The organism is Brevibacillus sp. B_LB10_24, from assembly GCF_046036945.1.
Classification (GTDB): Bacteria; Bacillota; Bacilli; order Brevibacillales; family Brevibacillaceae; genus Brevibacillus_C.
This window is the reverse complement of the sequence record NZ_JBJQOQ010000005.1, coordinates 83,775-96,747: the sequence shown is the minus strand read 5'-3', so window position 1 is coordinate 96,747 and position 12,973 is coordinate 83,775. Positions and strand designations below refer to the sequence as shown.

12 protein-coding genes are annotated in these 12,973 nt (G+C 55.8%); all 12 read left to right on the top strand.

The features are described from left to right. The first annotated feature begins 92 nt into the window (after nt 1-92). The 12 genes from ACI7RC_RS07160 (at nt 93) to ACI7RC_RS07105 (ending at nt 12,935) form a co-directional block, all read left to right on the top strand. Nucleotides 93-1,067, top strand: a complete 975-nt coding sequence (locus ACI7RC_RS07160; RefSeq protein WP_408107551.1) for an ABC transporter substrate-binding protein — start codon at nt 93-95, stop codon at nt 1,065-1,067. 1 nt (nt 1,068) lies between these two features. After that, nucleotides 1,069-2,109 carry a FecCD family ABC transporter permease gene (locus ACI7RC_RS07155; protein WP_408107550.1) on the top strand — a complete coding sequence of 347 codons (1,041 nt, stop codon included), beginning with the start codon at nt 1,069-1,071 and terminating at the stop codon, nt 2,107-2,109. Between the two features lie 4 nt (nt 2,110-2,113). Further along, nucleotides 2,114-2,923 carry a heme ABC transporter ATP-binding protein gene (locus ACI7RC_RS07150; RefSeq protein WP_408107549.1) on the top strand — a complete coding sequence of 270 codons (810 nt, stop codon included), beginning with the start codon at nt 2,114-2,116 and terminating at the stop codon, nt 2,921-2,923. 102 nt (nt 2,924-3,025) lie between these two features. Beyond that, a complete protein-coding gene (gene speE / locus ACI7RC_RS07145; protein ID WP_408107548.1) occupies nt 3,026-3,904 on the top strand; it encodes a polyamine aminopropyltransferase in 879 nt (292 codons plus the stop codon). 216 nt (nt 3,905-4,120) lie between these two features. After that, entirely contained in the window at nt 4,121-5,335 is a 1,215-nt protein-coding gene (locus ACI7RC_RS07140) for an anhydro-N-acetylmuramic acid kinase (protein ID WP_408107547.1), read from the top strand. 40 nt (nt 5,336-5,375) lie between these two features. Next, nucleotides 5,376-6,926, top strand: a complete 1,551-nt coding sequence (locus ACI7RC_RS07135) for an ABC transporter substrate-binding protein (RefSeq protein ID WP_408107546.1) — start codon at nt 5,376-5,378, stop codon at nt 6,924-6,926. 111 nt (nt 6,927-7,037) lie between these two features. After that, nucleotides 7,038-7,979 (top strand): ABC transporter permease, encoded by a 942-nt coding sequence (locus ACI7RC_RS07130; RefSeq protein ID WP_408107545.1) that lies wholly within the window; start codon nt 7,038-7,040, stop codon nt 7,977-7,979. A 17-nt stretch (nt 7,980-7,996) separates the two neighbouring features. Beyond that, nucleotides 7,997-8,830: an ABC transporter permease gene (locus ACI7RC_RS07125; RefSeq protein WP_408107544.1), complete on the top strand. Its 834-nt coding sequence runs from the start codon at nt 7,997-7,999 to the stop codon at nt 8,828-8,830. A gap of 17 nt (nt 8,831-8,847) precedes the next feature. Continuing rightward, a complete protein-coding gene (locus ACI7RC_RS07120; RefSeq protein WP_408107543.1) occupies nt 8,848-10,080 on the top strand; it encodes a serine hydrolase domain-containing protein in 1,233 nt (410 codons plus the stop codon). A 25-nt stretch (nt 10,081-10,105) separates the two neighbouring features. Beyond that, nucleotides 10,106-11,077, top strand: a complete 972-nt coding sequence (locus ACI7RC_RS07115; RefSeq protein ID WP_408107542.1) for an ABC transporter ATP-binding protein — start codon at nt 10,106-10,108, stop codon at nt 11,075-11,077. Beyond that, nucleotides 11,078-12,040, top strand: a complete 963-nt coding sequence (locus tag ACI7RC_RS07110; RefSeq protein ID WP_408107541.1) for an ABC transporter ATP-binding protein — start codon at nt 11,078-11,080, stop codon at nt 12,038-12,040. A gap of 28 nt (nt 12,041-12,068) precedes the next feature. Further along, the gene (locus tag ACI7RC_RS07105; protein ID WP_408107540.1) at nt 12,069-12,935 is read left to right on the top strand and encodes a MurR/RpiR family transcriptional regulator; all 867 of its coding nucleotides are present in this window, start codon (nt 12,069-12,071) and stop codon (nt 12,933-12,935) included. The last annotated feature ends 38 nt before the right edge of the window (nt 12,936-12,973 follow it).

Below are 12,973 nucleotides of genomic sequence, written 5' to 3'. Positions count from 1 at the left end.
CTGATCAGGCAATGGCGAATGTTCAGCAAAGCATTTCTAACACGATTAGAAATGCTTTTTCTTGTTGGAAGAGGAGAAAGGGAGAGAAAATCATGCGCAAGATTATGCAAGCAAACGTTTTATGGTTCATCTGTTTGATGCTCAGCCTGACCTTGTTCGGCTGCTCAGCACCCGCAAACCAGTCACCGGCACCCGGCACTGACACTGCCCCGCAAGCTGTGCCGGAAACAACAGCGCCGGAATCGGAAACAACCTATCCGCTTTCATTGACCGATGGGACGAATACGTCTATCACCCTGGAACAGGAGCCCAAGCGGGTGATCACACTGGCTCCCAGCGAGACAGAGATCCTGTTTGCGATCGGGGCCGGGGACAAGGTGGTAGGTGTCGACCAATACAGCGATTACCCGGAAGAAGCGAAAAGCAAGGAGAAGGTGGGCGATATGAATACCAATGTCGAAGCAGTCATCGCCTTGCAGCCCGATCTGGTTGTCGCTTCCGCCAGCATGAATCAGAAGGCGATCGAGCAGCTGCGCTCTTATGACATCAAGGTCTACGCTTCCAGCCCGAAAACGGTTGACCAAGTGATCGAAAAAATAGAAACCGTCGGGAAAATCATGAATTTGCAGCAAAACGCCAAGCACGTGGCGGAAAAAATGCGGGCGGACAAGCAGAGCGTGGTCGATGCCGTGAAGGACGTGCCGAAAAAGAAAGTGTATCTCGAGTACAACCCTGGCTGGACGGTGGGGAAAGGCGAATTTTTGGATGAACTGATCTCGTTAGCCGGCGGGATCAACGTCGGCGGGGACAAGAGCGGTTGGTACGAGATCGATCCCGAGCACATCATTCAGGCCAATCCTGAAATCATCCTGTATCCGGAGGGGGAAGGAGCCGGCGATGTGATTCTGGACGGCATCAAAAAGCGTCCCGGTTGGGGACAGATCGACGCCGTGAAGAACAATCGCATGTTCTCTTTTGAGCAATCACCGGTCGTCCGCGTCGGTCCGCGTTTGACCGATGGGCTGAAAGAAATCGCCAAGGCGATCCATCCTGACCTGGTGAAATAAAATGAAGAGAAAACTTCTCCTGTACGGCGGAGGGGCCCTCGTGCTGCTGCTGCTCTCCGCCAGTATCAGCCTCTCGGTCGGCACGGCGAGCGTGCCGCTGGTGCAGGTTTGGAAAATCCTCCTGCATCAACTCCCGTTGGCGGATCAGTGGATCCAGCCCACCTGGACGACAGCGGAAGAGATGATCATTACACAGGTGAGGCTGTCGCGCGTCGTCCTGGCGATCCTGGTCGGCGCTTCGCTCGCCTTGGCGGGCTGCGGATTTCAAGGCGTGCTGCGCAATCCGCTGGCTGACCCTTACACGCTTGGCGTTGCTTCCGGGGCATCCGTAGGAGCGGCGTTCCTCATCCTGTTCGGGCTGCAGGCCATCCTCGGCCAGTGGACGGTTCCGATCGCCGCGTTTGTGACCGGTTCGGTGACGCTGTTCGTCGTTTTTTCACTGGCGAGCTCGCAAGGAAAGATGAGGGTGGAGACGCTGATCCTGTCCGGGGTCGTGCTGCAGGCATTTCTCGGATCGCTCGTCTCCTTCATGGTTTCGCTGTCAAACAACGTGGTCAATGAGATTTTGTTTTGGCTGATGGGAAGCTTGTCGATGCGCAACTGGGATTTTTCCCTGGTGCTGCTGCCGTATTTGGCGATCGGAGCCGTCGTTTTGGCAGCGTACAGCAGGACGTTGAACTTGTTTGCCTTGGGTGAGCGTCAGGCCGCCCACCTCGGGGTGAACGTGGAACGCTCCAAAACCGTAGTGCTGATCGTCTCCACTTTATTGACCGCCGGCGCCGTCTCTGTATCCGGGGTGATCGGATTCGTCGGGTTGGTCGTGCCGCATCTGGTCCGATTGATGTTTGGGCCGGACTATCGGCTGCTTGTGCCGGTGTCCGCCATTCTCGGCGGCGGATACGTCTTGTGGGCGGACACCTTGGCCAGAACGCTGCTGAGTCCCAAGGAGATTCCGCTCGGCGTGGTAACCGCGATGATCGGCGCTCCGTTTTTTGCGTACCTGCTGATCAAGCAAAAAGCCCGGATGAAGGGGGGAACGTAAACGGATGATTACGGTACAGAACCTCACCAAATACTATGGCCAAAAGGCGATCCTGGGCGGCCTCAGCTTTGAGGTCGAGACGGGTCATGTCGTCGGTATCATCGGTCCGAACGGCAGCGGCAAGTCTACCTTGCTGAAGCTGATCTCCGGAGTGGAGCCGAAGAGCTCAGGGACGATCCTGCTCGCCGGCAAACCGGTCGAAGCTTACTCCCGCCGAGAACTGGCCAAGCAACTCTCTGTTCTGCAGCAGGAAGCACTGCCGCCGCTTGGCTTCACCGTGAGAGAAGTGGTAGAGATGGGGCGCTTTCCCTATCAAAACTGGCTGGGTGAGGAAGTCGGGGGAGATGGCAGCTTGATCGATGAGATTATGGATCGGTTGGGAATCCTGCCGCTGGCGGAGCGGACCCTCGAGCGGCTGAGCGGCGGCGAGCGGCAGAGGGTGGCCCTGGCCAAAGCCATGGCGCAGGAGCCAAAACTGCTGCTGCTCGACGAGCCAACCACCTACCTGGACATCGGTTTTCAGATTCAGATGATGGACTACATTCGCAACTGGCAGCGAGAGCATAAGCTGACTGTCGTAGCTGTACTGCACGACCTGAACATTGCCGCGCAGTATTGCGACAGGGTCATCGTGCTCAAGGACGGCGGCGTTGTTGCCGACGGCGCGCCGCGGGAGGTATTCACCCGTTCTCTGATTCAGGAAGTGTACGGGGCGAGCGCAACGATTATCTCCCATCCGGTCAGCGGCGTTCCCCAAGTACTGCTGCAGCCGGCGGGCATTTCCGAGTTTCCAGCCCAAATCCGCAAAATTTGAGGGATTTGCTTTTATTTTCACAAATTGACAATCCATTTCCAGCCCATCCTGATACAATAGAAGAGAAATCTTCCAAAAAAATATCAGTCTAGGAGGTTGAAAATGGAACGGTTACCCATGTATCTTCATCGTGACAAGGGTGAACTCTGGTTGACCGAAAATGAAAGGGAAAATTTAAAGCTCAATTACCGAATCAGGCAAGTGGTATTTGAAGAAACGTCTCCCCTTCAGCATGTCATGATTTTAGATTCGTACGATTTTGGCCGCATGCTTGTCCTGGACGGCATTGTTCAAACGACGTCGGCAGACGGGCATATCTACAACGAGATGATCGTCCACGTCCCGCTTGCTTATCATCCCAGTCCGCGCCGGGTCCTGATCATTGGCGGCGGTGATTGCGGAGCGGCAAGAGAAGCCTGCAAACACCCCCAGGTAGAGCAAATCGATATGGTGGAAATTGACGAACGTGTCGTAACGGCGTGCAAAACCTATCTGCCGGAAGTGTCCGGCAATCTGTCCGATCCCCGCGTGCGCTTTCTGTTTACGGATGGCGTCCGCTATGCGAGGCAGCCGGAGGGTTTGTACGATGTCATTATTGTGGATTCATCCGACCCGATTGGACCGGCTGAACAGTTGTTTGAGAGAAGCTTCTACCAGAATCTCTACCGTGCGCTGAAGGCAGACGGCATGATGGTGTGCCAAAGCCAATCCCCGATCTTCCATGCAGAGGTCATGCAGCGGACGTACGCCCGCATGAGCAGCGTCTATCCGCATGTCCACATGTATACGGCTGTTGTCCCAACGTACCCGGGAGGCCTTTGGAGCTTTACCATCGGGGCCAAACAGCCGCTGGCGGCACGCCCGAAGAACCGTTTTGACCTGGAGACGAAGTACGTCAATCAAGAGATCCTGACCAGCTGCTTCCAATTGCCGCAATTCCTGAAACAAATGATCAATACGGTGGAAACCGTTACCATATAAGAAAGAGAAAAAAGCTGTTATGCCCGGCTTCCAAGTGAAGCCGGGTTATTATTTTTGGCCTTTCCGTAAGCATCAGACAACTCGGTATGTAATAAAATTTTATAAAAGAAGTTGATTTTCGTAACATTATTACATAAAATGAGGTTGTTTAGATTGAAACCGCTTTAGCAGTGATAACAGATTGATGACACAGATCCACGACCAGTGAGGAGGGGAATGTTGGGTATGAACCAGGCGTATCAAGCAAAACGCAGCCACCTGCTCATCGGTCTGATGTCGGGAACGTCGCTGGACGGCGTTGATGCTGCACTGGTTTCCATTGACACGGACGAGCAGAAGAATATCAGCAGCGTTTCCCTCAAAGGATTCCACTACGTCCCGTACTCCGACGAGATCAGAGAGCGGCTGATGGCCCTCTGCAGCGTGGAAACGGCCCGTCTCGACGAATTGACGGTCGCCCACTACGCCGTATCCGAATGGTATGCCCACGCTGTGGCACAGCTGCTGACTACCACGGGAGTGTCCGCGAAACAGGTGGATGCCGTCTGCACCCACGGCCAGACGGTATGGCATGTCGCCGACAGCACCCCATTTCCCGGGCCGAACGGCATGATGCCGGTCAGAGCCTCCTTGCAAATCGGCGAACTGTCTGTCTTGGCGGAGCGGACCGGAATCCCTGTCGTAGGCAATTTCCGCGCTCGCGACCTGGCGGCAGGAGGAGTGGGAGCGCCATTGGTCCCGTACGCAGACATGATCTTGTTTCGGGATGCCAAAAAAGGACGTCTGCTTCAGAACATCGGAGGCATCGCCAACGTGACGGTCATTCCGGCAGGTGCCGCGCTGGAGCAAGTATTTGCTTTTGACACCGGCCCCGGCAATATGGTGATCGACGCGATCGTCATGCTTGGAACGGATGGCCGGCAGCGCTTTGATGATGGCGGCAAAATCGCGGCGGCCGGCAGCGTCTCCCGGGACCTGTTGGAGTCGTTTTTGGCCGATCCCTATTACCGGCTCGCGCCGCCGAAGAGCACCGGGCGCGAGGTGTACGGGAAAGCGTTCGTAGAGCAATTTACCGGAAAAGCGCAGAAGCTGGGACTCTCGTTTGAGGATACCGTAGCCAGTGCCACTGCGCTGACGGCTCTGACGATAGCAGGGGCGTACAAGCAGTTTGTCTTTCCGGGGATGCAGGCAGAGGAGGTAATCGTCTCCGGCGGCGGGGCGTATAACGGCACGATGTTGGACATGATCCGCCGGGAGCTTCCGCAGGAGATCAGTGTCACGACCTCAGCTGAATACGGCATCCCGGACGATGCCAAGGAGGCCATCGCTTTTGCCATTCTCGGACATGAGACACTGATGGGGCGGCCAAGCAACGTGCCGTCCGTGACCGGAGCATCCCGCCCGGTCGTATTGGGAAATCTTTGCTTCTAAAACAGAAAACCTCAAAACTCTACATATGGGGGGATTCATGATGAAAAAGAGGTTCATTGCATCGCTGTTTTTATCGGCAAGCCTGCTGCTGACGGCTTGCTCGGGTGGGGGAAGCTCCGCAGATCCGGCGAAAAATCCAGACAGCCAGACAGGGGCAGCGGGATCTTCGCAGCTCATCATTGCGGCTGACCAGGATCCGGTTGGTTTGGATCCGCACAAGGTGCCTGCCGTCTCCAGCAACCGCATTTACTCGCTGGTGTACGACAGTTTGACCAAGCTGGATGACGATATGAGCGTCGTTCCGGCTTTGGCTGACTCTTGGAAACTCTCTGACGACGGTAAATCCGTTACGTTTAAGCTCCACGAAGGCGTGAAGTTCCACAACGGACGGGAGATGACCTCGGACGATGTGAAGTACAGCTTTGAGCGCATCTTGAACCCGGATACCGGTGCAGTGGCGAAGTCCTACTTCTCCAGCATCGACGCGATTGAAGCGCCGGATAAATACACGGTCGTGTTCAAGCTGAAAACACCGGATGCCGCTTTCCTGGCCAACACCGCCAGCGCTTATGCGTCAATCGTGCCGAAGGAAGTAACCGACCTGAACAAGGAAGCGGTCGGAACCGGCCCGTTCGAACTGGAAAAAATGGAATCCGGACAATATGTGCTGTTGAAGAAAAACCCGGACTACTTCGTGAAAGACATGCCAAAAGTCGATTCGATCAAGTTTCAGATCATGAAGGATGAAGCGGAGCGGCTGGCTGCGATTCGGACCGGAAAGGTTGATTTGACCACGGTTTCGGCTGACTCGGCCAAACTGCTTGAGAGTTCCAAAAATGTGACGATCAAAAACTACCAGTCCATGGAGTACAGCTACCTGGGCATTAACGTCGCTAAAAAGCCGTTTGACGATCCGCGGATAAGACAGGCGATCAGCTACGCCGTTGACCGCAACCAACTGTTGCAAACCGTCTGGAAGGGGCAGGCTGCGCTGACGGGTCCGCTCTCTCCGGCGCAGACGAACTGGGCTTTGGACACCGGCGAATACCCGAGCTACAAGCAGGATGTAGAAAAAGCGAAACAACTGCTCGCCGAAGCAGGATATCCCAGCGGATTTAACACTGTCATCCAAACGTCGTCTACCTATCCCGATATGATCGAAACCGCCCAGGTACTGCAGCAGCAGCTGAAGGCAGTCGGCATTAACGCCGAGATCAAGCAGCTGGAATGGGGTACTTACATTGAGACGTGGAAATCGAAAGACATGGATCTTCTGGTCGGGCGCAACACTTCCGGCGTAGATCCGGACCGTTCGCTGCGCTTCTTCTTCTCGTCGGAAGGATCGGCCAACGTCTGGAACTACTCCAATGCCAAATTTGACGAACTCGTGCAAAAAGCACTGGAAGCAACCGATCAGACAGAGCGCAAAAAACTGTACGACGATGCCCAAAAGCTGATCGTCGAAGATGCGCCAAACCTGTTCCTGGCCTCGCCGCAAAACTTCTATGCTGTATCTGACAAAGTAGAAGGATTTACGCCGTCGGCAGCCGGGGAAGTGTATGCCTTGGTGAAAACATCTGTGAAGAAGTAACGAAAGATCTGGTCAGGGGATCGGGGAGTCTCCCCGGTCCCTTCCCTGTTTAGCAGGCAACCATCTGCGCCAAGAGTTGGCGTTGGCCAAATTTCTATTGGAGGAGTAAGCGTGGGACGATATATTCTAAAGCGGATTGTCAGCCTGATACCGATTGTCTTCGGCATCTCAGTCCTGGTTTTTACGATCTTGCATCTGGTTCCAGGCGACCCGGCCTCGATCATGCTCGGAACCAATGCCACCCCTGAAGCGATCAAGGCCCTGCGCCAAAGCATGGGATTGGATCAACCGCTTGTCACCCAGTACCTGCACTGGATGGGCGGACTGTTGCAAGGCGATTTTGGCGTTTCCGTACACACGGGTCAAGATATTTTGCCAGAAATTGTAAAACGTTTCGCAATCACGCTGCAGCTTACCCTGTTTGGGGCGATCATCGGTTGGGCAATTGCGATTCCCCTCGGGATCATCTCGGCTGTCCGCGTTCACTCTCCCGTCGACGTGCTCGTTCGGGTGACCGCAATGCTGGGCATTTCCGTGCCGAACTTTGCCATCGGGACGCTGCTCTTACTAGGGCTCTCCCTGTACTTCGGGTGGTTTCCGCCGATTGACGTTGTGAATTTTTGGGAAAATCCGGTTGAAGCCTTTCAGGTATTTGTCCTGCCTGCCGTTACGATGGGGATCGTGCTGGCTGCCGGGGTGATGCGGATGACTCGCTCCGCCTTTTTGGAGACCCTTGACAAAGACTTCATCCGCACCGCCCGCGCCAAGGGAAACAACCAATGGACCGTCGTGATCGGCCACGCCCTGCGCAACTCGTCGATCCCGATCATCACCATCGCCGGGATGCAAATCGGCTATCTCTTGGGCGGCTCTGTGATCGTCGAACAGCTATTCTCCATTCCGGGACTCGGCCAGTATATTTTGGACGGCATCTATCAGCGGGATTATCCAGTCGTGCAGGGCGGAGTATTGTTCGTAGCACTCGTATTCGTCCTGGTCAATCTGCTGGTTGATGTGATCTATACCTGGATAGACCCGCGGATCAAGTATTAGCGGAAGGAGGATACGTGATGCATACATTCATACAGCGCTTCGTACAAAACAAGACCGCGGTCGCCTGCTTTCTCATCCTGGTACTGATTGCATTGGCTGCTGTTTTAGCCCCGCTCATCGCTCCCCATGATCCCACCCAGATGTTTCAGGAAAGCCGCCTGCAGGGCAGTTCATCCGACTATGTGCTGGGAACGGACCAGTTTGGCCGGGATTTGCTCAGCCGGATTGTCTACGGAGCCCGGGTTTCGCTGTGGGTCGGGCTGTCTTCCGTCTTCATCAGCGCGGCCTTCGGCACCGTGTTCGGGCTGCTCGCCGGCTACTTTGGCAAGTGGATTGACTCCTTGATCATGCGCTTGATGGACGTGCTTTTTGCCTTTCCGGAAATTCTCCTGGCCTTGGCGATTGTGGCCGCACTGGGACCGGGTACCTCTAATACGATCCTGGCGATCGGCATTGTCAATATCCCGATCTTTACCCGTACGGTTCGCGGAGCCGTCCTGTCGATCAAGAATCTCGAATTTGTCGAGAGCGCAAAAGCGATCGGCGCCAAAACCGGACGCATCCTGTTTCGCGAGATTTTCCCTAACGTGACGGCACCGCTGCTCGTTCAGGCCTCGCTGGCCATATCGGGCGCGATTTTAACCGAGTCGGCCCTCAGCTTTTTGGGCTTGGGCGTGCAGCCGCCGGATCCGTCGTGGGGCGGGATGATATCGGAAGCGAGAAGGTACATGGAGCTGGCTCCCGGTATGATCGTCTGGCCCAGCGTGGCGATGACCGTGACGATCCTGTCCTTTAACCTGTTCGGAGACGCCGTGCGCGACATTTTGGATCCGCGCCATCGCAGCAAGTAAGCGGGAGGTGTTGACAGATGATGACGAAAAGAGAAGGTACGCATCACTTTGATCAGATTGGGCGGCAGATTGCCAGCAATCTGGAACAAGGGATTCAGGACGGGATTTTTCCAGGCGGCATTTGCAGTCTGACGGTAGGCAGCCGCCCGCCGATTATCGTCGCCCGCGGACACACTTCGACAGGGCAGCAGTCTCGGCCGGTTGATGTCGACACGATTTACGACGTCGCTTCGCTGACCAAGGTGGTCGTTACCCTGCCTCTGGTCTTGCATGCGGTGCAGCAGGGCAGGCTCTCACTGAATGATCCCGTGGTCAAGCATCTCCCGGAACTGGAAGCGGGCCCCGACGTAGATGCGAAGCGGAAGATCACGCTGTTCCACTTGCTGACCCATACGTCTGGTCTGCCTGCCTGGAGGCCGTATTTCCTGGAGGGGAGCGGCCGGGCGGCGTATCTTTCCCTGATCGCAGCAGAAGCGCTGGACGGAACGCCAGGGGGACAGGTCGTCTACAGCGACCTCGGATTCATGCTGCTCGGCTTTACGCTGGAGCGAGTCTGGGACGAAGAGCTTGACCAATTGGCTCAGCGACTGCTCTTTTCTCCCATGGGCATGAGCATGACGGCGTACAAACCGCTTGAAGCACTGGCGGAGCACGCCCAGCGGATCGCTGCTGCCGAAGAGGGAAACGGCTATGAGCGGAACATGGCGATCCGCTTTCTTACCGAACGGACGGATCAGCGCTGCCTTGCTATGCGTAAGCGGGAAGCCTCTTTCCCCTGGAGGCAGGGCACGATCTGCGGAACGGTTCACGACTGCAACGCGCATTACGGTTTGGCTGGTGTCAGCGGTCACGCCGGATTGTTTTCCACGATAGCGGATCTGGAGCGCTACATGAAGATTTGGTCCGCCGAGACAGCGCCGTTCTCGATCAATCCTGTGCTGCGCCAATTTGCCGCCCGCACCCATACGGGCGGATGCTCGCCGATTCAGCGGGCGCTCGGCTGGGAGGCATCCCCGACAGGAGGGACGCTGGAGGAGGTAGTCGCCGGATGCTCGGGCGGCGATCTGGTCTCACCGGCTGCATTCGGCCATACAGGGTTTACCGGCACTTCTATCTGGCACGATCCGCTGCGGCAGGCAACCTTAATTACATTAACCAATCGGGTCCATCCCACTGTTAGCCCGGAAATTCTCCAATGGCGCAGGGCTCATCACAATCGAATTTTTGCCTTGATCATGCCATGCAGATAACGGCAGGAAAAGAGGGGAATAGCAAATGGCACCGTTGCTGGAAATAAAAGATTTGACAACCTCGATTACGTCCGCAAAATGCAAGCTGACGATCGTAAACGGCGTCAGCATTGCGCTGGAGGCAGGGGAAACGCTTGGCGTGGTCGGTGAATCGGGCTGCGGCAAGAGCGTGACCAGCTTGTCGGTCATGCGCCTTCTGGATAAAAAAGTAGACATCACCGGGAACGTTTTGTTCGAGGGCTCAGACCTTCTGAAGCTGAGCGAAAAAGAGATGCAAAGGCTGCGCGGCAATCAGATCGCGATGATCTTTCAAGAGCCGATGACTTCGCTGAATCCGCTGCACACGATCGGGAAACAGATCGCAGAGCCGCTGATCCGTCACCAGGGACTGTCCAAACGGGAAGCGAAGGAACGGGCGATTCAGCTGCTGCGGGAGGTAGGCATTCCGCGTCCGGCGGAAATCTGCTTGGAATACCCGCACCAGCTGTCGGGCGGGATGCGCCAGCGGGTGATGATCGCGATGGCGATGGCGTGCAACCCGAAGGTGCTCATCGCCGACGAGCCGACGACGGCTTTGGACGTGACGATTCAAGCGCAAATCCTGGAATTGATGAAAAAGGTAAAACGCGAACAGGGGACAGCGATTCTCCTGATCACCCACGACCTGGGCGTCGTGGCGGAAATGTGCGACCGGGTGATCGTCATGTACGCGGGGCAAATCGTCGAGGAAGCCGATGTGCGCAGCCTCTTTCGCGAGCCGAAGCATCCGTACACAGTTGGATTGATGAAGTCGATGCCCGATGTAAAGTCGGAGCAGGAACGGCTGGAATCGATTCCGGGCGCGGTTCCGCTGCTCCATGAAATGCCTGGCGGGTGCCGGTTTGCGCCGCGCTGTTCACAAGTGATGGACATCTGTCACCGGCAGGCGCCCGAACTACATGCGGCAGGGGACGGCCATAGATGCCGTTGCTGGCTGTACGCCGAGGGGGAAAAGTAAATGACGCAGCCTTTGCTTACGGTCAAATCGCTGAAAAAGCACTTCCCCGGCAAGAGTGGATTCTGGGGAAACCAGGGCGTGGTTCGAGCCGTCGACGGCGTTGACTTGACGGTGTACCCCGGAGAGACGGTCAGCATCGTCGGCGAATCCGGATGCGGCAAATCGACGACCGGCCGCTGCATTCTGCGGCTGCTCGAGCCGACTGAAGGAGAGATTTTGTTTCAAGGCAAGGATATCTTGAAGCTGAACGAAGAACAGATGCGAACCATGCGGCGCAACATGCAGATCGTCTTCCAGGATCCATTTGCCTCGCTCAACCCGCGCAAGACGATCGGGCAGATCTTGGCCGACCCGCTGATCGTCCACGGGATCGGGACAGCGGCGGAGCGGAAAAAGCAAGTGGAGGAAATGATCGAGATCGTCGGCTTGACCAAACAGCATCTCGACCGTTACCCGCATGAATTCTCCGGCGGGCAGCGGCAGCGGATTGGAATCGCCCGGGCGTTGATCTTAAAGCCGAAACTGGTGATCGCCGATGAACCGGTCTCTGCCTTGGACGTGTCGATCCAGGCGCAGATTCTCAATTTGATGCAGGATCTGCAAAAGGAATTTCAACTGACCTACCTGTTCATCTCCCACGATTTAAGCGTGGTACGCCATATCTCCGATCGGGTTGCCGTCATGTATTTGGGCAAGGTCGTGGAAGTGGCAGACAAGAAATCCTTGTATGAAAATCCGGTTCATCCCTACACGCGGGCGCTGCTTTCTGCCGTGCCGGTGCCGGATCCGGAGCACAAGGCAGAGAGAATCCTGTTGGAAGGAGACTTGCCCAGTCCGGCCAATCCGCCGACAGGCTGTACGTTCCATCCGCGCTGTCCGGTGTGCGTGGAGATGTGCAAAAGGGAGATTCCTGCCTTGCGCAAGAAGGCAGCGGGCCACTTCGTCAGCTGTCATTTGGAATAGATGTAGAAGAAAAACAGCGGAAAGCGGGTTGTTTGGCTTGAATGGCGGACTGATTCGGTTACAGGAAATGTTGTATCATTTGAAGCCGTCGGAGCGAAAAGCAGCGGAATTCATCTTGCAGAACCCGGAAGTCGCCGTACAGCTTTCCGTTCACAAATTGGCGGAGCTCTGCGGCGTTTCAGAAGCGACGATCATCCGTTTGACCCGTTCGCTCGACATGGGCGGTTTTCAGGAATTGAAACTTCGCATCGCCGGAGATTTGACAAAAAATGTAACAGCAAACAGCTATCAAGAAATCAGCATGGGCGGCTCCGTTGAATCGATCATCCAGGCTGTCAGCAACAACAATCAGCAATCAATCCGGGATACGGTCACCGTGCTGTCCGTTGAAGAGGTGAGACGGGCAGCAGATGCCCTGTCACAAGCGAGAAAAATTGACGTTTACGGGGTCGGAGCTTCAGCCGTAATCGCTTACGACGTCAGGCAAAAATTTTCCCGGATCAACTGGTGGTGTGAAGCCCACTCGGATTTTCACGCACAGCTTACCTCTGCCGTAACGCTGACGGAGCGGGATGTCGCCTTCGGGATCTCCTATTCCGGGCAGACGGAAGACATCATCCAATCGCTGGCCGAAGCGAAGCGGCAGGGTGCGACGGTGATCAGCCTGACCAAATTCGGCAAATCGCCGGTATCTGACCTGGCAGACATCCGGCTGTACACAAGCTCCGTGGAGCAAAGCATTCGCAGCGGGGCAATGGCCTCGCGCATCGCCCAGTTGAACGTGATTGATATCTTGTTTGTGACAATTGCCAGCCAACTGCAGGACGAAATCATTCCCCGGTTGGAAAATACGCGGATCGCGGTGAGCAGAACGAAACGCATATCGAGCAAATAGTAAGACAGATACAGGGGGATCGATTGCGAAGAGAGGAT

Bases quoted from the DNA above. Each gene is read 5' to 3' on its own strand.
- ACI7RC_RS07120 (WP_408107543.1), top strand. From the start codon at position 8,848: ATGATGACGAAAAGAGAAGGTACGCATCACTTTGATCAGATTGGGCGG.
- ACI7RC_RS07150 (WP_408107549.1), top strand. From the start codon at position 2,114: ATGATTACGGTACAGAACCTCACCAAATACTATGGCCAAAAGGCGATC.
- ACI7RC_RS07115 (WP_408107542.1), top strand. From the start codon at position 10,106: ATGGCACCGTTGCTGGAAATAAAAGATTTGACAACCTCGATTACGTCC.
- ACI7RC_RS07125 (WP_408107544.1), top strand. From the start codon at position 7,997: ATGCATACATTCATACAGCGCTTCGTACAAAACAAGACCGCGGTCGCC.
- ACI7RC_RS07135 (WP_408107546.1), top strand. From the start codon at position 5,376: ATGAAAAAGAGGTTCATTGCATCGCTGTTTTTATCGGCAAGCCTGCTG.
- ACI7RC_RS07160 (WP_408107551.1), top strand. From the start codon at position 93: ATGCGCAAGATTATGCAAGCAAACGTTTTATGGTTCATCTGTTTGATG.
- ACI7RC_RS07110 (WP_408107541.1), top strand. From the start codon at position 11,078: ATGACGCAGCCTTTGCTTACGGTCAAATCGCTGAAAAAGCACTTCCCC.
- ACI7RC_RS07140 (WP_408107547.1), top strand. From the start codon at position 4,121: ATGTTGGGTATGAACCAGGCGTATCAAGCAAAACGCAGCCACCTGCTC.
- ACI7RC_RS07155 (WP_408107550.1), top strand. From the start codon at position 1,069: ATGAAGAGAAAACTTCTCCTGTACGGCGGAGGGGCCCTCGTGCTGCTG.
- speE (WP_408107548.1), top strand. From the start codon at position 3,026: ATGGAACGGTTACCCATGTATCTTCATCGTGACAAGGGTGAACTCTGG.